This is a genomic window from Thiohalophilus sp. (genome assembly GCF_034522235.1).
Lineage (GTDB): Bacteria > Pseudomonadota > Gammaproteobacteria > UBA6429 > Thiohalophilaceae > Thiohalophilus.
On record NZ_JAXHLN010000003.1, the window covers coordinates 2097783 to 2118117 of the forward strand.

Annotated in this window: 17 protein-coding genes; 8 read left to right on the forward strand and 9 right to left on the reverse strand. The window is 57.5% G+C overall.

The features are described from left to right. Nucleotides 1-249: 249 nt before the first annotated feature. From U5J94_RS13280 to U5J94_RS13305, 6 genes are all read left to right on the forward strand, one after another. Nucleotides 250-1128, forward strand: coding sequence for a PhnD/SsuA/transferrin family substrate-binding protein (locus U5J94_RS13280; protein WP_322566101.1), 879 nt, complete (start codon nt 250-252; stop codon nt 1126-1128). Continuing rightward, the gene (locus tag U5J94_RS13285; protein ID WP_322566102.1) at nt 1125-2561 is read left to right on the forward strand and encodes a HAMP domain-containing sensor histidine kinase; all 1437 of its coding nucleotides are present in this window, start codon (nt 1125-1127) and stop codon (nt 2559-2561) included. Before U5J94_RS13280 ends, U5J94_RS13285 begins: the two co-directional genes overlap by 4 nt. Before the next feature lie 2 nt (nt 2562-2563). Continuing rightward, the gene (locus tag U5J94_RS13290; protein ID WP_322566103.1) at nt 2564-3862 is read left to right on the forward strand and encodes a sigma-54 dependent transcriptional regulator; all 1299 of its coding nucleotides are present in this window, start codon (nt 2564-2566) and stop codon (nt 3860-3862) included. 385 nt (nt 3863-4247) lie between these two features. Further along, nucleotides 4248-5315, forward strand: coding sequence for a porin (locus U5J94_RS13295; RefSeq protein WP_322566104.1), 1068 nt, complete (start codon nt 4248-4250; stop codon nt 5313-5315). Between the two features lie 29 nt (nt 5316-5344). Continuing rightward, nucleotides 5345-5872, forward strand: coding sequence for an arsenate reductase (azurin) small subunit (locus U5J94_RS13300; protein WP_322566105.1), 528 nt, complete (start codon nt 5345-5347; stop codon nt 5870-5872). A 22-nt stretch (nt 5873-5894) separates the two neighbouring features. After that, nucleotides 5895-8366, forward strand: a complete 2472-nt coding sequence (locus U5J94_RS13305; RefSeq protein ID WP_322566106.1) for an arsenate reductase (azurin) large subunit — start codon at nt 5895-5897, stop codon at nt 8364-8366. A 123-nt stretch (nt 8367-8489) separates the two neighbouring features. On the opposite strand, the gene U5J94_RS13310 is transcribed toward U5J94_RS13305, so the two are convergent. From U5J94_RS13310 to U5J94_RS13340, 7 genes are all read right to left on the reverse strand, one after another. Beyond that, a complete protein-coding gene (locus tag U5J94_RS13310; RefSeq protein ID WP_322566107.1) occupies nt 8490-9833 on the reverse strand; it encodes a sigma-54 dependent transcriptional regulator in 1344 nt (447 codons plus the stop codon). Continuing rightward, nucleotides 9830-11239: a sensor histidine kinase gene (locus U5J94_RS13315; protein WP_322566108.1), complete on the reverse strand. Its 1410-nt coding sequence runs from the start codon at nt 11237-11239 to the stop codon at nt 9830-9832. Before U5J94_RS13315 ends, U5J94_RS13310 begins: the two co-directional genes overlap by 4 nt. Continuing rightward, nucleotides 11233-12144 (reverse strand): phosphate/phosphite/phosphonate ABC transporter substrate-binding protein, encoded by a 912-nt coding sequence (gene phnD / locus U5J94_RS13320; protein ID WP_322566109.1) that lies wholly within the window; start codon nt 12142-12144, stop codon nt 11233-11235. Before phnD ends, U5J94_RS13315 begins: the two co-directional genes overlap by 7 nt. A gap of 271 nt (nt 12145-12415) precedes the next feature. After that, nucleotides 12416-13318, reverse strand: a complete 903-nt coding sequence (locus tag U5J94_RS13325) for a sulfurtransferase (protein WP_322566110.1) — start codon at nt 13316-13318, stop codon at nt 12416-12418. Nucleotides 13319-13484: 166 nt separating this feature from the next. After that, complete coding sequence (locus U5J94_RS13330) at nt 13485-13631, reverse strand: hypothetical protein (RefSeq protein WP_322566111.1); 147 nt, start codon at nt 13629-13631, stop codon at nt 13485-13487. A 188-nt stretch (nt 13632-13819) separates the two neighbouring features. Continuing rightward, a complete protein-coding gene (locus tag U5J94_RS13335; RefSeq protein WP_322566112.1) occupies nt 13820-15193 on the reverse strand; it encodes an ATP-binding protein in 1374 nt (457 codons plus the stop codon). Then, a complete protein-coding gene (locus U5J94_RS13340; protein ID WP_322566113.1) occupies nt 15193-15918 on the reverse strand; it encodes a response regulator in 726 nt (241 codons plus the stop codon). Before U5J94_RS13340 ends, U5J94_RS13335 begins: the two co-directional genes overlap by 1 nt. A 244-nt stretch (nt 15919-16162) precedes the next feature. On the opposite strand from U5J94_RS13340, the gene U5J94_RS13345 reads away from it, so the two are divergent. Both U5J94_RS13345 and soxA read left to right on the forward strand, forming a co-directional pair. Further along, on the forward strand, nt 16163-17440 hold the full coding sequence (locus U5J94_RS13345) for a porin (protein WP_322566114.1): 1278 nt from the start codon (nt 16163-16165) through the stop codon (nt 17438-17440). A 21-nt stretch (nt 17441-17461) separates the two neighbouring features. Beyond that, the gene (gene soxA / locus U5J94_RS13350) at nt 17462-18799 is read left to right on the forward strand and encodes a sulfur oxidation c-type cytochrome SoxA (RefSeq protein ID WP_322566115.1); all 1338 of its coding nucleotides are present in this window, start codon (nt 17462-17464) and stop codon (nt 18797-18799) included. Nucleotides 18800-18854: 55 nt separating this feature from the next. On the opposite strand, the gene U5J94_RS13355 is transcribed toward soxA, so the two are convergent. Together U5J94_RS13355 and U5J94_RS13360 are read right to left on the reverse strand one after the other, a co-directional pair. Then, entirely contained in the window at nt 18855-19796 is a 942-nt protein-coding gene (locus U5J94_RS13355) for an MBL fold metallo-hydrolase (RefSeq protein WP_322566116.1), read from the reverse strand. A gap of 10 nt (nt 19797-19806) precedes the next feature. Continuing rightward, the gene (locus U5J94_RS13360; protein WP_322566117.1) at nt 19807-20304 is read right to left on the reverse strand and encodes a hypothetical protein; all 498 of its coding nucleotides are present in this window, start codon (nt 20302-20304) and stop codon (nt 19807-19809) included. Nucleotides 20305-20335: the final 31 nt, after the last annotated feature.

The following is a 20335-nucleotide window of genomic DNA, read 5'->3' on the forward strand; positions in this document are numbered from 1 at the left end:
CAGACCGTTCACAAAAACCATGCCATACAAAAGTTATCTTTTATTTCAATAACTTAATCGTCTGGCAAAGCGGCGAAGTCACCGGCTGGTAACGTCATGGGAAGCCAGGTATTACCCTTTGGTAACACCCTTGTCGCGGACAAAAATAAACCTGCTAGCCACCGGGAAATCCGGATTGTCTCTGCTACACTGAGGAGGGTTACGTTTTGGTAACATCGATTCACCGGGACTGGGGAGGGACAAAAACGGATGCCAGCGTCGCGCCGACAATTTCTGATCCGCACGGCCGGGCTGCTGCTGGCCACTACCGGCGCGCGAGCGGCACCGGGCAACCCCGCGCCGATTCGTATCGGCCTGACCCCGGTGATCCTCGATGATCAAAGCCGTTTCCTGCGCCGCTGGCGCGACTGGCTGGAACAACAGTTCACCCGTGAAGTGCAATTCGTGCAGCGACCGCGCTATCGGGATATCACCGGGTTATTACTGCGCCACGAACTGGATGCGGCCTGGGTCTGCGGTTATCCCTATATCGCGCATGCCGAGCAACTGCGCCTGCTTGCCGTTCCCGTCTACCGGGGCGAACCCCGTTATCACTCGCTGATCATCCGGGGCCGGCAACACGACTCGATCAAGCGTGCCGAGGACCTGGCCGGATTCTCGTTTGCCTTCTCCGATCCCGATTCCAACTCGGGGTACCTCTATCCAATGTACCGACTGCGCGAGGCACTCACCCGCCAGCCGGACTTTTTCCGGCGCACTTTTTTTACCTGGGGCCATCGCAATACCATCGAGGCGGTCGCCGCCGGCCTGGCCGACGCCGGGGCGGTGGACAGTTATGTGTGGGAGACCCTGCAACGGCGTCACCCTGAATATGCGGAACAGGCCGTCGTAGTGGAACGATCCCCGGCTTTCGGATTTCCGCCACTGGTAACCCACGTCGATACACCGCCGCAAATCCATCAGCGCCTCGCCGAGGTTCTGTTACGCATGCACGAGGATGACGAGGGTCGCGTCCTGCTCGAACAGCTCGCACTGGATCGGTTCGTGGCAGGCCAACCGGATCAGTATGCCGGCATCCACCGGATGCTGAAGAAATTGCGCCGACTGGAACTGGTCTCGCCGGCATGAATCTCACCAGTTACCGGTTCCGGATTCCCCTGAGCCTGGCCGTGGTCGCCATTATCACGGCCTTGGCATTCTCGCTCGCGGTCGCCTACCAGACCTACCGCAATATTCAGATAGAACAGCAACGCACCGGCTATCGCCTGGCGCACGCCATGGAACCGGTACTGGCGCGTGCCATCCGGCACGATGATATCTGGCTGGCCTATAGTCTGTTGCGTGAACCCTCCGGTGCCGGAAAAACAAAGACCGGTTTTCCCGCCCCGTTTCTCGTGCTGCTGGATGAACAGCGGCATATCTTTGCCAGTAACCAGCCGGAACATTTTCCACTGGGCGTGGCCCTGGCCGACATCGACAGCGAGCTTGCCCGGCTCGACAGTGAGTCGAACAGGGAAAATCCGGTCGTCCAGTGGCGTGACGGGCAACTATTGATCGCCCCTGTGCATTCGGCCGATGCCCAGGTGGGTACCCTGATGCTCGGCTTTTCCACGGGTGTCTTCTGGAACCGCTTCCGGGAAATTCTGATCGGCGCAGCACCGGTGATCGGCCTGGTGTTACTGGCACTGATCGGAATCGGCTGGGTCTGGGGGCAACGCATTATCGCGCCACTGACCAGCCTGAGCCATTGTATGGAACGCATCGGCCGGGACGATATCACCCGCCTGCAATGCCCCACTTATGCCGGCAGCGACGAAATCGGGCAACTCGGACAACGTTTCAAACTCCTGCTCGAGGATCTGCGCAACAAGCAGGCGCTGGAAGAACAGGCGAAAACCCAGGAACGCCTGGCTGCCATCGGCCGCATGGCGGCGGGCGTCGCTCACGAGGTCAACAATCCGCTGGGGGGATTATTTGCCGCGATCGATACCTATCGTCACACCCCGTCCCGACAACGGGACCCGGACAGGACCCTCGCCCTGATCGAACGCGGCCTGCAACAGATCCATACCGTGGTCTCCGCCCTGCTGGTGGAAAGCCGGCTGGAAACCCGCCCGCTGACCCAGCAGGACATCGACGACGTGGCCACCCTGGTACAGGCCGATGCGGCCACGGTCAACAAAGCCATCCACTGGGACAACCAGTTACCCCGGGAACTCCCCTTGCCGGCCAACGCCGTGCGCCAGATCCTGCTCAACCTGACGTTGAACGCCGTCCAGGCCACTCCTCCCAAAAATAAAATTACCATCGAACTGACTGCCGATGATGACGCGCTGCAGATTCTGGTCAGCAATCCGGGAGAACCCATTCCCGCAGCGGTACTCGCCCATCTGTTTGAACCGTTTCAAAGCCAGCGTCCCCACGGCACCGGTCTGGGACTGTGGGTGACGTATCAGACAGTGACACAGCTCGGTGGCGAGATCGATGTGGAAAGCCAGGCACGCCTGACCCGCTTCCGGGTCCGCCTGCCCCTGACAAAAACCCGCAAGGAGGTGGCCTGAAGATGGCCCGCATCTGCCTGATCGAAGATGACCCGATCATGGGCGAGTCCCTGGTCGAACGCCTGAAACTGGAAGGGTATGAGGTGACTCTGTACACCAGCGGCAAGGCGGCACTGGAAGGGCTCACCGAACAGCCCTGCGATGCCCTGGTCAGCGATATCCGGCTGCCGGACATCAATGGCGCCGATCTGTATCGCCAGCTCGCGCAACGATTAAAACCGATACCACCCGCCATTTTCATCACCGCCTACGGCACTATCGATCAGGCGGTGGAGTTGCTGCGCCTCGGCGCCGCCGACTATCTGACCAAGCCTTTAGACATCCCCCGTTTTCTCGACAAACTGGCCGCCGTCTGCCGCCAGCCGGCCTCGCCACGGGATGGCGAACCGCAGCTGGGACTGTCCCGCGCAATGCGCGAGATCGAATCGACCCTGAGCCGGGTGGCGCGCTACCCGGAAGCGAGCGTGCTGTTGCAGGGCGAATCGGGGGTGGGCAAGGAGATCGCCGCGCGGCTGCTGCACGCGCAACAGTGCCCCGATGCCCCCTTCGAGGCGGTTAACTGCGCGGCTCTGCCGGAGGCGCTGGCCGCCTCCGAACTGTTCGGCCACGAGCGCGGCGCGTTCACCGGCGCCATCAAAAGCCATAGCGGCGCCTTCGAGCGCGCCGGCGACGGTATCCTGTTTCTGGACGAGATCGGCGATATGCCGCGGGAACTACAAGCGCAACTGCTGCGCGCCCTGCAGGAACGCACTTTCAGCCCGGTCGGCAGTGAAACCGCCAGCCCGTTTCGGGCCCGCGTGGTCTGCGCCACCAACCAGGATTTGCACGCCCGGGTGCAAAGTGGCGAGTTTCGCGAGGATCTCTATTACCGGATCAATGTTATTCAAATCACTATTCCGCCCCTGAGCGAACGGCCGGAAGATATCGTCTGGCTGGCCGAACGGTTTCTGCAACAGGCCGGCGAGCGCCATAACGAACCGCCGCGCCAGCTGAGTGACGCCGCGCTGGCCGTGCTGGCCGCGCGAAACTGGCCCGGCAATGTCCGCGAACTCAAACATCACATCGAACGCCTCTGTATTCTTTCGGACGCCCCGGTCATCGACGTCGAGCATCTCGGCCTGGACAACGAACCTCACCCGAACAAAACCACAAACAGTTTACGACAGGGCCGGGAACAGGAGGAAAAGCGTCGTATCGCCACGGCATTGACCGAATCCGACGGCTGTATCGGCGATGCCGCCCGACTGCTCGGCATCAGCCGCAAGTCCCTGTGGCAAAAACGCAAGAAATACGATCTTTAAGCGTCGACACTTCGTCTATCATCCGTAAAAACCCGCCGGTCCGCCAACCCGACGTGATGCAACAAGACCGTACATCCGGCTCACGCATTACCCGTCGGTAACCTGCTGCCTTTTTCAATGTGACAAACAGGTGATATTTCCTTCGCGAACAGGCACCGCTGTAACTGACCGGTTTCTGCCAGAGATTTACGATTGACAGATTTATCGTTAGCTATCAATAAGCTGCGCAACGATAACACCCCGCCAAATTCCCGCCTGTTTTTCTCTGGTTTATCTCTTGCTAGCCGGAATGATGTGACCCGGCGGATCGATTTTTATAACAAATCGTTGAGTCAAACACGCTGATAAAAAATTTTGTCTGAACAACAACAGGGGGATCCCTCTTATGCATACCACAATGTTTCGCGGACCGATTAGCGGCGCGGTGCTGGCCGCGTTATGCCTGGCCCCGGCTTCGGCCCTGGCACTGGAACTGGATATCTACGGCGTCGGCCATCTCTCGGTGGACAGCAACGATAACGGGGCCGACAGCCACCTCTATGTGGCCAGCAATTCATCCCGACTCGGCTTCAGGGGCCAGCACGGCGTGGGCAACGATTTGACCCTGCTCTTTCAGTATGAGGCCGGCGTCGATCTGACCGGGCGGGGCGAGAATGACGGCAACGGCCCGGGCACTAGCGATAACCTGTTCAGCACCGCGCGCGATTCCTACGTCGGGTTGTCCGGCAGTGGCGGCACTGTCCTGGCCGGGCGCCTGGGCGTACTGAACCAGTGGGTATATGACTTCAACCTGTTTGCCGACCAGGTCGGTGATCTGGGCAACATCTGGGGCGGCACCGGCATTCCCGGGCGCGCCAACGGCGTACTGGCCTATGCCACCCCCGATCTGGGCAACGGCGTCGATGCCCTGGTGGCGTATGTTCCCGAAAGCGGCATTGACAATCAGGATCACTTGATTGTAAAACTCAACTATGCCTCTGATGGCGGCCTGAGGCTCGGCGCGGCGCACACCAGCCTGGGCACGGGACCCGGCAATCCGGAGCATACCGCGACCGCACTCACCGCCAGTTACCACATGGGTAATCTCACCCTGGGCGGCGGCTATCAGACCGAGTCGGATATGGGGGGAACGGCAGGCAGTGATCGCGACAGCTACACGCTCGGCCTCAGTTACCAGGCCACGAGCACCGGGGTATTCAAGGTCCAGTATGTCGGCAGCGATGCGGATGCGGCCAACAGCGATGCCAGTCAGATCGCCGTGGGTTACGACCACGCCCTCGACAAGGCAACCACGCTGTATCTGGCCTACGCCAGTACCGACAACGATCCGCAGGCGAACTTCACCGCCAATAACTACGGCCACGGCCAGGCGGTCAACCCTGCCCTCGGAAATGATCCGTCCTCGATCTCGATCGGCGTGGTTTACAAGTTCGATGCCGGCCTCATCAGGTAATTCATCACCAACCCAGGGAGTCATCAATTATGTCAAAATTCAGCAGACGTGAATTCCTCAAACTGGGCGGCGCCGGGGCGGTGACTGCCGGAACAGCAACCATGGCCGGGGGGTGTATGGCCCCGTCTGAAGACGCCCTGGCTGTTCAGCCGGGTGGTACCACCCTGGATTATCCAATTACCACGGTAGCCAATGCCAACAAATTGGCGGTCAACAAACCCGTCAGTTTCACCTATCCGGACAAGGCCTCGCCATGCATGCTGGTACGAATTGGGCATGCGGTACCGGGCGGTGTCGGACCCGGCAAGGACATTGTCGCCTACAGCACTCTGTGCACCCACATGGGCTGCCAGGTGAGCTACGACACGGACAGCCGAAACTTTAAATGCCCTTGCCACTTCAGTGTGTTTGACAGTGAAAAAACCGGGCAAATGGTAACCGGCCAGGCAACAGAAAATCTGCCGCGTATCCTGTTAAGCCATGATGTTGCGACCGGAGACATCAAGGCCGTCGGGGTCGACGGTCTGATCTATGGTCGTCAGGCAAACACCATCTAGAATTCAATGAGGGGAAAGTTTCATGAGCAAATTCACTGATCGCATACCGCTACCGCCAGTCGGTGCCCAAAAAACCAATATGACCTGTCACTTCTGTATCGTGGGCTGTGGTTACCATGTCTACAAATGGCCGGCCAATCATGAGGGCGGCCGGGCACCCGATCAAAATGCACTGGGCATCGACTTTCGTCGCCAGTTGGCACCCCTTGAGGCCACGTTAACACCAGCGATGGTCAATCAGATCGAGGAAAACAACAGAACCTACAATATCATGATTGTTCCCGACAAGAAGTGCGTCGTTAATCAGGGGTTATCCTCCACGCGAGGGGGACAGATGGCAACAGCCATGTATCGAGCCGATGGTGCCACGCGTGATCGGCTTAAATATCCCCGCCTGTTTACCGGCGACGATTGGGTCGACATCAGTTGGGAACAGGCACTGCAGATCTATGCCGGAGTAACAAAGCGCATTCTCGATCAGGATGGTCCGGATCAAATCATGTTTAACATGTTCGACCATGGCGGCGCGGGGGGCGGATTTGAAAACACCTGGGGAACCGGTAAGTTGATGTTCTCGTCAATCGGCACCAAGATGGTCAGAATGCATAATCGCCCCGCATACAACTCGGAGTGCCATGCAACCCGTGACATGGGTATTGGCGAGCTGAACAACAGCTATGAAGACAGCGAAGTCGCAGATACCATTGTTTTTATCGGCGCCAACGCTTACGAGACCCAGAGCAACTTCTTTCTTGCGCACGCCTTGCCCAATCTCCGGGGTGCCACCGTGGACAAGAAAAAACAGTGGTTCAAGGGTGAAACCGCCGCGCCAGGCCGGTTTATTTTCATTGACCCACGCCGCTCCCTGACTGTCGCCGTATGTGAGGAGACCGTCGGGAAAGACAGAGTCATGCATTTGCGCATCGAACCTGGTACGGACACCGCATTGTTCAATGGCCTACTGACTTATGTCGTGGATCAAGGCTGGCATGATAAAGAGTTTATCGCCAATCATACATCGGGCTTTGACGAGGCACTGGAAGCCAATCGAATGAGTCTGTCTGAATGCAGCCGGATCACGGGCATATCCGTTGAGGATTTGAAAAAAGTCGCCGAATGGGCCTACAAACCGAAGCCTTCCGGCCACCGCCCTCGTACAGCCCATTTATACGAGAAGGGCATCATCTGGGGCAATGACAATTATCGAATCCAGTCAGCATTGGTCGATCTGGTACTCGCCACTCATAATGTTGGCCGTCGTGGCACCGGCGTTTGCCGACTTGGCGGACATCAGGAAGGTTACACACGCCCGCCTTATCCCGGACCGCGCCCTGCACCGTTCATTGATCAGGAAATCATGAACAATAACGGACAAAGCCTGACAGTCTGGGGTTGCAATGCTTTTCAGACAACGCTCAACGCACAGGAATATCGGGCTACATTATATCGCCGGGCAAATATCGTTCGTGAGGCCATGTCCCGAGTCCGCGGCGGTTCAATGGAACGGCTTGTCGACGCGATTTACGACGCAGTAAGAAACCATGGTGGGCTGTTTACAACTACCGTGGATCTCTACCCGACGAAATTCGCCGAAGCATCTCTTCTTATGTTACCCGCCGCGCATCCGGGGGAAATGAACCTGACGTCAATGAATGGTGAACGCAGGATGCGCCTGTCAGAAAAATTCATGTCACCACCGGGTGTAGCCAAACCGGATTGTTTGATTGCCGCTGATATTGCCAACACTCTCAAAGCCATGTATGAAAAGGAAGGCAACAAAAAAATGGCCGAGCGTTTTTCAGGCTATGATTGGAAAACAGAGGAAGATGCTTTCAACGATGGTTTCCGCATGGCGCACAAAAAGGAGATCGATAGTCAGGGTGGCGCCACCGGTCATCTGGTAACCTATTCCCGACTTCGCAACATGGGCAATAACGGCGTGCAACTACCCGTCAAGGAATACAGGGATAACAAACTGATTGGCACTGCAATTATCTACAGTGACAATAAATTCAATACCGGTGATGGCAAGGCGCATTTCCTTCCCGCCCCATGGAACGGATTCCCTGAAACCGTAGCCGAACAACGCAGGAAATACCGCTTCTGGATCAACAACGGCCGCACCAATCACATATGGCAAACCGCATACCATGATCGACATATTGACTTTCGAACCAATCGCTATCCGATGGCGCCAATTGAGATCAACCCGAATGACGCCGCGGACCTCGGTATCAAGTCTGGTGACGTCGTTGAGGTTTATAACGACTATGGCTCAACCTTCGCCATGGCCTATGTTGAACCAGACATGAAACGCGGTCATACCTTTATGATGTTTGGTTATTATAACGGTAACGTTGGCGACGTTGTTACTGACTGGACAGATCGAAACGTGGTTCCGTTCTACAAGGGAACGTGGGCCAACATTCAAAAGGTCTCAACAATGCCAGACTACAAGAAGAATGTCTCGTTCAAGCGCAGACGGTATATTTAAAAACACGCTCCTCATTGTAAGTGAGAATAGCATTGCCTGGTCCAGTTGGATCAGGCTTTTTTATCTGCCCGAGCGTAATATTATATTGGTACCTGGGAACTGCCGCATTCTGTACGACTGCCGCTAATCCCGTAGCCGTCGGTGCAAGGTGGAAGGGTCGATCCCCAGCCGCCGGGCGGCTTCGGTTTTGTTCCCCTGGCAACGCCTGAGCATGTGCTCCATCCAGTAACGCTCGACTTCGAGCAGTGTGGCATCCGGTGGAATCGGCCAGGGATCAGACGGACTGGCGCTGGAACCGGCTATCAACTCCCGCGGCAAATGATGGCGCTCGATATGTTCACCGTTGGCCAGGACCACGGCACGCTGAACAATATTCTCCAGTTCCCGGACATTCCCCGGCCAGTCATAACCCTGCAGGGCGTCGAGCGTCCCGGCGGAAAAACCGCGCACGTCGCGCGCCAGCTCACGCGCGTAGCGCAGCATGAAACGCTCGGCCAGCGGCGCGATATCCTCGCGCCGCTCGCGCAGGGGGGGCAATTCAATGGGATACACATTCAGCCGATAGAAGAGATCCCGCCGAAAACGGCCCTCTTCCACCAGTTTGGCCAGATCCTCATTGGCCGCGACAACCAGCCGGACATCCACGTCGACCGGCCGCTCCCCGCCCACCCGCAACAGGGTGCGCTCCTGGACGAATTGCAGCAGGCGGGCCTGCACTTCGGGACGGGTACTGTTGATCTCATCCAGCAGCAGGGTGCCGCCGTCGGCCAGTTCCAGCAGGCCGCGTTTACGCGACGTGGCACCGGTAAATGCGCCTTTTTCATGACCGAACAGTTCATTCTCGATCAGGGTTTCCGGCACCGCCGCGCAATTGAGCGCCAGATACGGGCCCTCGCAACGTGGACTGGCATCGTGAATCCAGCGGGCGAGCACGCCCTTGCCGGTGCCGGTCTCGCCGCTCAGCAGCACGGGCAGTTCGAGCGGCGCCACCTGTTCGGCCAGCTCCAGCATGCGTTGCGCGGCGCGACTCTCGATGACCGGCGCGGGTTCCTCGTCCAGCTGTGCCAGCCGGGCATCCAGCTGCTCGATACGCCGTTCGTGGGTCAGCAGGTTTCGCACTCGCTCCAGCAGGCCGCGCACCTGTTCGGTATCAAACGGTTTGGTGATCAGATCAAACAAACCATTACGAAATCCCTCAACAGCATCCTGAACCGTGGCATAGCCGGTGATCATCACCACCGGCATGCCGGGATTCAATCCACGCGCCTCGTTCAGTAACTGCAGGCCGTCGGGTTGTGGCAGGCGCAAATCGGTAAACAACACATCGGGCAGATCACGGTGCAAACGCTGTCGCGCCTCGCTGCCGGTATACAAGACAGTGACACGAAACCCGGCTTCACTGGCCAGTTCCTCCAGCAAGTCGGCCATATCCGGATCATCTTCGGCAATAAGAATATCGAATTTCATACCTGATGTGCCTTCTCGCTAATTTGTGCTTCGGCGGCAGGCAATTGTAAACGAAACAGCGTCTGGCCGGCGGCATCCTCGACCAGTTCAATATGCCCGTTCATGGATTGCAGCAGGGTCCGGCACAGATACAGACCGAGGCCGGTACCGGTGCCGGCCTCCTTGGTGGTAAAAAAGGGCTCGAATATTTTTTTACGGTGCGCGTTGTCAATGCCCGAACCGTTATCCTGCACCAGTAGTACCCCTTCGTCTTCGCTACACTGCAGTGTGAGCTGCAATGCCGTGGCACCGGCCTGGGCCGCATTGTTAAATAAATTGAAAAGAATCTGCTCCAGCCCGCTGACATCCCCATAGACCCAGCATGGCCCCCAGCTGTTGATCTCGACGGAGGTCACCCCGTGATCGCGGATCACCGGGCGTATCAAAGTGACGGTGGAACGCACCAGGTTATCCAGATCCAGCCGCTGAATCACCGTCCTGGGTGCCCGGGCGGAGGCCAGCAGATCGCCCACGATTTGCGAGCATTTACGCGCCTGACGCTCGATGACCTGGAAACGATGCGCGCCGCGTTCATCCGGAATTTCCCGGCTGCCCTGCTGGGCATAGCCGATGATATTACCCAGCGGGGTATTCAACCCGTGGGCCAGCCCGGCCGCCATCTGCCCGATAGTGGCCAGCCGCTGTTCCTGGCACAAGCGCGCCGTGGCGCTGCGGGCCAGGCGGTTGGCCTGTTCCAGTTCGTCAATATGACGGTGAATGTCATTTTGCAGGCGCGAAAACATTTCCGCCAGTTGCTCGATCTCCTCGGGCACATTTTGTTTCAACGGCATGGCCAAGGGTGCATCGGTGTACATTGGATTGACACTGTTGGCCAGGGCGCGGACCGGTTCGACCAGCCGCGCACGCAGCAGCTGGCGTAGCAGGTAAAACAGAATCACCGTCAGCACCAGCAAGCCGACAAGACCGGCCAGGGTCAGCAGCCCGACAGTCTGATCGACTGCCCGGCGATCATAGGCCACCAGCACTTCACCAATATCGCGCCCGGCCAGGTTGACGGGTTCGGCAATCGTGATAACCGAACTATCCCCCGCCCGCTCACGGTTGCCTGCCTCGGCCAGCAACTCACCGTCCTCGCGTTGCACCCGGACATAAACCATGTCCCGCCCGGCACCGAGATCCTTGACATAACGTTCGAGGGTACCGTAATCGTAGGTCAGCACCGAATCCAGGGAGACGATCGCCAGTTGCCGGGCCAGGGCGCCGGCCTTGTCACGCAAGGCATCGTCCAGTACGCGGCTGATGCTTTGTTGCATCACCACGCCCAGAATCAGGGCCAGAACCACCAGTGCCCCGCCCGCATAGAGGCTGATCAGCCCGGACAAAGTGATGCGGCGTTGCCTTACCACGGCAAGGCCTCCTGTGGGCAACCGTCTTCAACGGTACGCACCACCGCGCGCGCCAGGGAAAAGTCGCTGTCCTCGACAGGAATAAACCGGACCGGCTGACCGAAGGGCTGAAAATCCTTTGCAATATCCTCGCTTGCCGAAATCAGTATTTCCCGCAGGCGCTTTGCCAGTTCTGTATCAAAATCCGGCGCGGCGGCAATCACATGGGCGGGCAGGCTCGGGGACTCTTCCACGATACGCAACCCCCGATCCAGGTAACGTTCGGCAATCGCCTTGCGCAATCCGCCCATGTCAAAATCGCCATGCAACACCGCCAGGGCAACCCGCTCATGGCGACGCAAAAAGGCATAATCCTTCAGATCACTGAGCTGTATACCGGCTCGGGCCAGCATCACGCGTGGCACATAGTGACTGCTGAATGAATGGGGCGATCCAAAAGCCACGGTATGATGGCGCACATCATCCACCGCGCGGATCTCACTGCCGGAGCGAACGACAAGCACGCTGTGGTAGCCGGTTTTGTCTTCACCGGCCTCGGCCGCTATCAGCTGAAGATTGCGCTCGGCGCCCTTCAGATAGTGATCGTGTGCCCGCAGATAGGGCGTGGGACCGATATAGGCCAGATCCGCCTCGTTGCGGGCAAGCCGACGGATCTGATCCCGGTAGGACAGCGCCACCTCGATTATTACCTGGCGACCCGTCTGCTGTTGAAGATAATCGGCCAGCGGTTGAAAACGACTGATGATGCGGCTCGGAGTATCATAGGGATGCACGATCAAGACCAGGGCCGACGGATCAGCCTGGGAAGAAACCTCCCCGACATTCACCGGCGGGGCTGTCTCGTCGCCACAACCGATCAGGACGGTTGCCAGCGATATCACTGTCAGGCGTTTAATCCACCGCATCGCGACTCACGCTTTTGGCCCTTGTGCAAGAACGTAAACATAATACCTTAAAAGCAAGAGGTTTCCCGTCAACAAGAATAAGATAAAGCCATCGGTACTTCCAGGCTCGGCCGGGGCTTGGAACGGGGCGTAGGCCGGACAGAGCGCCGCAGACGGTGTCCGGCAATCTGCCCGATACCGCTGCGCTCAATCGGGCCTACCTGACAAGCAGGGCGTAGGCCGGACAAAGCGCGAGCGGTGTCCGGCAATCAGCCTATGGTTCGATATTAGCCTACAGGGCATACTCGGCGTCGTAAGGCTCCTCCCCTTCCACTACGGGCAAAGTCAGCTCATTCCCCCAATGCGACCAGCCGCCATTGTAGAGCCTCACATCCTTATACCCCAGTTTCTTGAGCTGCATATACGCCAGGCTCATGCGAAAACCATCATGGCAATAGACATAAACCCGCTTGTCTTTTGGAATGGATCGATACAGGTATGCCAGTTTTTCGTTTGAAAGCCATTTCTGGCTCTGACCGTCGGTACCCTCCAGACTGACGATATTGACAGCGCCGGGGATATGTCCGCCGCGAACCGTATGGCGAATCACCTCGCCGGTGTACATATCCTGCGGGCGGGCATCCAGCAACACCACATCGGGATCACGGCGCGAGAGAACATCTTCATAAACATCTTCCCATTCCACGAAAAGTCGCGGATTGGCGGGTTTGAGTGTCACATTGCCTGGATTGACTTTGGCTTTGTCCTTGCTCAGCTCATTAAATGCCGTCCATTCGATGGTCCCGCCTTGCAGGATTTTCACCCTGGACATATCAAAACCGTACAGCTCGAGCAGAAAATAGACTCTGGAGGCCAACGCCGTGCGCGAATCGTCGTAGATAACCACCCGCGAGTCGTTATTCACGCCCCAGCCACGCAATGTTGACTGAAAATCGGCTTTTGAGGGAAACCGCATCAGGGGAACCGCACGATTGTCACCCAGGTCCTTGAAACGCTGCACCTGTACCGCCCCGGGAATGTGGCCTACCGTATAATAACGATGCGGGTGATAACGCACCTCCAGCAAGACCATATCCGGATCGTCGATTTTTGATTCAAGCCAGACCGAATCGACCAGAAAGTCGCGTTCGGCATGAGAAAGCGAGGCCAATGCGAAAAGCAAAACACCGAGCATTAAACGAGCACCGCCAGAAAGCATTATTCGTTACCTCCAGTTAATTATCATGACTACATTTTCCATAAAACCATGATCTTCCCTGTGCTGCAATAAAAAACGGCGCGACAGAATGCCGCACCGCTCATGGGAGACCGCATTGGCGGTCAGGAAAATGCCCGGTTCATCAATAGCCGAACTTGGCATTCAACCCAACCGTGAATGTATCGTAAGTGTTGGCACCTTCATCGCGGTTGAGGCGAACGATCCTGCCACGCTGTGCCAGACTTTCGGGAAAATAGCCCGGCAGTTCATTGAGTAATTTCTGAGGCATGGGCTGGGCCATTCTTTAACTCTCTTTGTTGTCAGGATCAGGAGAAATTCCCTGATTTGCTGTTTGCAGAACAATCCTTTACAAAACCCATGCCAATTAGAGAATCAATAATTTATGGGGGATAAAGCCTCTGGAACAGCCCACGCCTCTGGCAAATTGCAAGGACACTGGCAAAATGCCACGCTTGGCTACACACCGTTTCCGGATTCCCGGGGCAGCCGAATGACGATTTCCAGCCCGCCTTTCGGGTGGTTACGCAGTGTCATCTCGCCCCCATGGGAATCGACAATATTCCGGGCAATTGAAAGCCCCAGACCGACCCCGCCCGTTTCGCGCGAACGGGATTTTTCGACGCGATAGAAAGGTTCTGTAACATGTTGCAGTTGTGCCTCCGGTATCCCCGGCCCCGAATCGACCACACGCAGGACCAGACATCCCGGTTCATCGTGAACCGACACCCGGGCCTCATAACCATAGTTAACCGCATTATCAATCAGGTTCTCCATGCATCGGCGAAATGCGCTGAAGTTGACCGGATAGGGATCGGCCGATCCCTCCACGGTAATTTTCTGCCCCATCTCTTCGCGATCATGCTGGATTGTCTCGAGCAGGGCCACGATATCGAGCGGCTCTCTTTGTTCGCTGGAATCGACATCGCGTACAAAATCGAGCGTTGAGATGGCAAGTTCTTGCATTTGATCGATATCTCGCTCAAATTTGTTTCTTAATTCATCATCCTCAATCTGCTGGCTACGCAGACGTAAGCGTGTAATGGGCGTCCTGAGATCATGTGAAATCGCCGCAAGAAGGTGCTCGCGGTCGCGCATCATATGTAACAGATGGGTCTGCATGACATTAAACGCTGATGCCGCGTCACGTACCTCGCGTGGCCCCTCTTCCGGCAAGGGCGGCCGTTGCAGGTCACTGCGAAGCTTGATAGCGGCATGGGAAAGCATTCTGAGCGGTTTCGTGAGCCAGCGTACGGCAAACCAGGACAGCAGGACCACGGGAATCAACAATACGATGAGTGTCAGCAAAAGCCGTTTTGGAACCGCGTAGGGTTCAACGCCCAGTCGGTGATCGAAACGTACCCAGCTACCGTCATCAAGCTGAACCCAGGCGGTAAACGCGCCATCGAAGTCCCCGTCATTGACGGAACTGCCGTCTGTATTGGCATCACGGCGGTAATAATCGGACATACTGACGTGTGTTTTTCTTGATCCCACCAGCGCATTATCAAGTAGATTTTTAATATGTTGTGAATGGTCGGTTACCGCCGGATTGGCTGTACCATGCTTTACCGGTTCGGCGTTTTCCAGGGTAATATGAAGCGAGGGTGTGTTCATCACCGACAGAATGTACTCCCGATCACCCGGTCGGAGTGTTTCAAGCGCCTGGACAATACTGGCGATTCGCTGGGTCGCGTAAATTCCGCCGGCCTGGTACAGCGTCTCGCCGCGATGACTGAGCAAAATCAACCCGGCTACGAGCTGTGCAACCAGCAGGCCACTCAGCAGAATAAGCATCAGGCGCCCGGCCAGGGTCGCAGGCCATCGCACCATTAATCGTATTCCTGTTCCACTTTGGCAACCAGCATGTAACCTTCATTGCGAATGGTTTTGATAATTCGGGGATCATGGCCCGTATCATTCAGGCGCCGTCTGAGTCGGCTGATCTGGACATCTATCGAGCGATCGAACGGTCCCGCCTCGCGTCCACAGGTTATATCGAGCAGTTGATCACGGCTCAGGACACGATGGGGATGCGTCATAAACACCGAAAGCAGCCGGAATTCGGCACTGGACAGTGGCACAACCACACCTTCGTGTGACTGCAACCTGCGCAGATAAAGATCCAGTATCCAGCCGGCAAAATGAAAGCGGACAGGTTCGTTCTGTTCCGAATCCTGCGCGTGATGAACCCGCCGCAACACCGCGCGCACCCTGGCAAGCAATTCGCGAACGCTGAACGGCTTGACCAGATAATCATCGGCGCCGGTTTCCAGCCCGGCCACGCGATCCACCTCCTCGGCCAGCGCCGTCAGCATAATGATCGGGATATCGTGTTTTGCGCGCAATTCGCGGCACATCGACAGGCCGTCTTCCCCGGGCAACATGATATCCAGAAGAATCAGATCAAACGGCTGCTGCTCGAACAGCAACCGCGCGGACTGGCAATCATGTGCCATATGAGGAGAAAAGTCATTGCGAGACAAATAATTACCCAGCAGCTCACAGATCTCGGGATCGTCGTCCACAATCAGTATCTGCTTGTGTGATTCAGTCATGGTCGGACCAATCGGGCGCTCGCTCTTTATATATTGTACGGGCGTACAACTTATTAAGAATACATCCATTTTTTCCCGGATTAAAGCCCGGATTTACACGCTGAAACAATTTGATACAAAACTCTCTCTCCCGGAAATACCCGGGTTACATGGTCATGGCCTGATCGACAACATCAGCCGTCCGGGCTGCTGGCATGGGAAGTATGGGGACCCATGACATCGCAATATAAAAGGGGAGAGAGCCATGTATCACTCAACATTACGAAAAGTCACCTGCCTGCTGGTTTGCTGTATGGCGATCGGCGATGTCGCCGCGGATCAGTCGGAAGGCACTTACCTGCATAGAGAATCCGATGCGTTCTGGCTGCTGGCCGGCCCGCATGCGAGAAAATTCGGACCGGGACAAAAATTCAAAAACAGGTTGTTCCTCAAACCTGTTTATACTGATTCCGAGATAGAGGCCAACAACAGTTCACTCGAGCTAAAAAATGCCCGCTTCGCCCTGTGGGGCGCGTTGTCCGACAACACGCTGGCGATGCTGCGGTTGAATTTCGACGGCTTCAATGACCGCTTCGGTCCCCCCACCGGCGATGCCACGACCAACAACGGTCTCAAGCGGGTCACTGAAAATACTGTTGCCGATGCGTGGATCGAATACAGCTTTAATCGACATCTTCGTGTCAGGGCCGGCCAGGATGTGGTTCCGTATGGCCTGAACATGCGCACCCCGGTGGCGCTGATGAGTTTCAACGACCGGCCCGTCTGGACACGCCAGGTGTTCGCCAGAACAAGGCTGATTCGCGATATGCAGCTCCAGGCATTCGGGCAAAACGAATCAGGCAACTTGCTGTATGCCGTGGGAATTCTTCAGGGAACCGGTATCGGGGGTTCGCTGAGCGAGAGTGGAAGCGGTCCGCTTGAGTTTCGTCTTGCCAACGACAATAACGACAAGAAAGATATCGCCGCCCGCCTGGTCTGGGCCACACCGGTTCAGGGACTGAGCCTCGGTGCCTCTTATTATAAAGGCTTTCAGGGTTACAACGGTGATCCGGCCAGCAACTATCTGGCCACGGGCGGCATCACCGATGAAAAACACTGGGGCGTGGATCTGCGCTACCAGCACGGACCGCTCTGGGTTACCGCCGAATACAATCACTCCGAGATCGATCAGATGATCGTCCCGCAAAGTAGCGGCACCCTGATCCGAAGCGGCAAGGGTGAAATCGACGACTGGTACGTCGCCATGCGTTATGACGGGTTTTCCAAACGGTTCTCGCCCAAGATCCGCTACGAGCAGTTCGATACCAGCAGCGAAAGCGGTGCCATGGGGGATCCCGATCGGATACGCGGGTTCCTGCCGCCGGGTACCGAAACCACCGTGGGTATCAATTTCCGCCTACCGACCCGGGCCCGTCCGATCAAGAATGAAATTGGCGTGGAATACACATTGTACGACGAGAAAAATGCCGCCTCCGATGCGGACAACGATCTTGTCGCCCTGTATTGGAAAGTATTGTATTAATCACGAATTACGGAGCAGGACATGATTCATAATCCAGTCAACGACAAATCACCAGGCGGTCGCCGTTGCGTGACCGACAAGGGGGCAAGACGCATACGCATGTGGCGAATAGCCGGTCTTACCGGCCTGTGTCTGTTTCTCGGGGCACTCGTTGCCCCGAACCTCGAGCAAGCCTTCGCCCAGTCCCAACATCAGGGTGGGGGACATGGCGGTGGACACGGCGGCGGTCACGGTGGCGGTCACGGCATGGTTGCTGAGGAAGCCAAACATTTCCCCTCCGTTGCCGACGATGAAACCAAATCAATCCGTCCACCCCAGCGCAAGGCCGCCCCTGACATGGCGGGTAATCCCGAGATTGGCAAGCAGCTGGCCTACAACCGTTCCAGGGGACGCTGCCTGAGCTGTCACGTGCTCGGTCCCGACAGCACCCAGCCGGGGAATGTCGGGCCCAATCTCAGCGATTACGGCAACTCGGAACGGTCCCGGGCGTATACCTTTCAACATATCTGGGATGCGCGGGTGCACAATCGGCAGTCGTTGATGCCGCCGTTCGGCACCAACGAATTGCTGAGCGCCCATGAAGTGGCGCATATCACCGCCTACCTGGCGACATTGACCCGGCCCGTTGACGATCCCGACAGAACAAGCTCGCCGCGCCGAAGCCGGCGGGAGAAGGTGTTCATCGCCGGTGTGGATCTGACCGACGCCGACGACTATATCGAGGCGGGCAAGGCGGCATTCCATCAGGTGGGTAACAACGGCCGTTCCTGCACCTCGTGCCATAGCGCCGGTAAGGATGGTCCGGATCTCGAGGGTGTGGCTGCCACCTACCCGAAATTCGATGCCGACGCCGGACGGATCGTTGCCATTCAGGATCGCATCAACCGGTGCCGTGACACCCACATGAACAGCGATCCGTTAAAACGCGGCAGTGCCCGGTTGAATGTATTGACCAGCTATATCAAGTATCTGAGTCGCGATGTCCCCATCCAGGTGGCCACCGACGGGCCGGCCGCGCAGGCCATCGAGCGGGGCGAGCAGCGCTTCCGGCGCAAGGCCGGTCAGCTCAACTTCTCCTGCGCAGACTGCCATACGGCGGCGAAGGGCCAATGGCTACGCGGACAACCGCTGAATTCGCTGGATAACACCGCCGGGGACTGGCCGAAACACTTTATCGCCGGCCACGACCTGGGGCAGATCAGCCTGCAACAGCGGATTCGCCATTGCCAGGTCGTCACCCGTACCTTTCCGCTGGATCTGGGCTCGCGGGAATATACCGAGATGGAACTCTATCTCACCGCTCTCGCCAACGGCGAGCCCGTATGGGCACCGACAAAATCGCGATTACGGGGGCAATAACGTCAAAAGAAGGATGTAGCAAACAGGCAGGCAGCGGAAACGCTGCCTGCCTCTATTACTCCCATTCCATTTGCTGATAGACCTGCTGGGCGTTGCGTCCCTTGAGCACGTCGTAATCTACAAGATACTCGAAACGGGACTGATCCAGGGTACCGATCCGGGTAATGTCTCCGCCGCTGTCCATGAACGTCCCCACCTTCTCGCGCAGGAAAACCAGATAGTCCAGGGTATCCCGGCGCGCGAGGCTCAGGTCGGTGGCCGGACCGTGACCGGGGACCACCACTTTCGGCTCCAACGCCGCCATCGCGTTAAAGGCCTCGATCCAGCCCTGACTATCGGAATAGGGTAAAACTCCCAACATCCGCTCCACGAACACCACATCGCCGGCAAATACGATACGCTCACCGGGCAGCCAGACAAGGGTATCGCCGGGGGTATGGGCCGGGCCAACCTTGCGAAGCTCGAAGGTCACGCCGCCAAACGTCAACATGTGTTTGTCGGTGAAGGTCTCATCGGCGTACACGGCTTCGGTACCGTCCAATGCCGCTTTGCCCATCAGGTTACCCAGCATAAACATCTGGTCCTGCAGGCGAGCCTTCTGATCGGCCACCGCCGCCGCACTGGCGATAATGCGCGCGCCCCGTTCCTTGAAGTAGCCGTTACCCAGCCAGCGGTGATCCTGCCCGCCGGTGTTGATCACGAGCTTCACCGGCTGGTCGGTAACCTGTTTGATCAGTGTCTTGATGGCGGCCGCACCTTGATAACTGCCGCCGGAATCGATCAGCACCACGCCATCTTTCGTCACCACGAAGCCAAAGGTGGCGTTGTTACCCAGGTTCTCCGGCGTGCGATTGCCGAAGGGGCCGACGATGGCATAAACGTGATCATTGACCTGCTGCAGGCGCAATGGAGCCTCGTTGGCCTGTACCCCCGTGCCGCCAAGTGCGAGCAGACAAAACAGCCCGACAACACGCCCCATCCGATTGAAGACTTTCATATACTCTCCCTCATTGATAACGAAACGCGCTGTGACAGGCCACGCACGATCGGGTGACCCGCGACAGCGCCGCCAGTGCCGGTTTCACATCATCCTCCACGCCGGCATCTCTGGCCACCACGGCAAAGCGGCTGGCGGCGCGATGCATCTCGGTACCCAGTTGGCGCATCTTTTCGGGCATGAACTGCCCCACTTCATGGGCGCCGTGCGATTCGAGCGAGGTCATCCCCAGCCGCTGCTCGGCGATCTCGCCGGCCTGGTCGAACCGGCCCTCGGCCAGGGCCGTCTGAATCTCCTGCAGGCTGAGCAGATGATCGCGCATGTTGGCCAGGGTGTGGATACGCATCTGCTGTGGCAAGGTTACCAGCGCACGGTTGTCCGTGACCTCCGCGTCGCCTTCGTGCTGATCATGCATGGTGTGCTGGTGTGTCGGCTCGGCCCGGGCAGCGAGCATCACGACGGCCAGCAGACCGGCGGCCATCAACCCCCATCGGATTGGTTTGAACATCGGATCCACTCCTGTCACATTTTCCCGGTAT

Coding starts and splice junctions, on each gene's coding strand:
- U5J94_RS13280 (WP_322566101.1), top strand. CDS start 250: ATGCCAGCGTCGCGCCGACAATTTCTGATCCGCACGGCCGGGCTGCTG.
- U5J94_RS13285 (WP_322566102.1), top strand. CDS start 1,125: ATGAATCTCACCAGTTACCGGTTCCGGATTCCCCTGAGCCTGGCCGTG.
- U5J94_RS13290 (WP_322566103.1), top strand. CDS start 2,564: ATGGCCCGCATCTGCCTGATCGAAGATGACCCGATCATGGGCGAGTCC.
- U5J94_RS13295 (WP_322566104.1), top strand. CDS start 4,248: ATGCATACCACAATGTTTCGCGGACCGATTAGCGGCGCGGTGCTGGCC.
- U5J94_RS13300 (WP_322566105.1), top strand. CDS start 5,345: ATGTCAAAATTCAGCAGACGTGAATTCCTCAAACTGGGCGGCGCCGGG.
- U5J94_RS13305 (WP_322566106.1), top strand. CDS start 5,895: ATGAGCAAATTCACTGATCGCATACCGCTACCGCCAGTCGGTGCCCAA.
- U5J94_RS13310 (WP_322566107.1), bottom strand. CDS start 9,833: ATGAAATTCGATATTCTTATTGCCGAAGATGATCCGGATATGGCCGAC.
- phnD (WP_322566109.1), bottom strand. CDS start 12,144: ATGCGGTGGATTAAACGCCTGACAGTGATATCGCTGGCAACCGTCCTG.
- U5J94_RS13325 (WP_322566110.1), bottom strand. CDS start 13,318: ATGCTCGGTGTTTTGCTTTTCGCATTGGCCTCGCTTTCTCATGCCGAA.
- U5J94_RS13330 (WP_322566111.1), bottom strand. CDS start 13,631: ATGCCTCAGAAATTACTCAATGAACTGCCGGGCTATTTTCCCGAAAGT.
- U5J94_RS13335 (WP_322566112.1), bottom strand. CDS start 15,193: ATGGTGCGATGGCCTGCGACCCTGGCCGGGCGCCTGATGCTTATTCTG.
- U5J94_RS13340 (WP_322566113.1), bottom strand. CDS start 15,918: ATGACTGAATCACACAAGCAGATACTGATTGTGGACGACGATCCCGAG.
- U5J94_RS13345 (WP_322566114.1), top strand. CDS start 16,163: ATGTATCACTCAACATTACGAAAAGTCACCTGCCTGCTGGTTTGCTGT.
- soxA (WP_322566115.1), top strand. CDS start 17,462: ATGATTCATAATCCAGTCAACGACAAATCACCAGGCGGTCGCCGTTGC.
- U5J94_RS13355 (WP_322566116.1), bottom strand. CDS start 19,796: ATGAAAGTCTTCAATCGGATGGGGCGTGTTGTCGGGCTGTTTTGTCTG.
- U5J94_RS13360 (WP_322566117.1), bottom strand. CDS start 20,304: ATGTTCAAACCAATCCGATGGGGGTTGATGGCCGCCGGTCTGCTGGCC.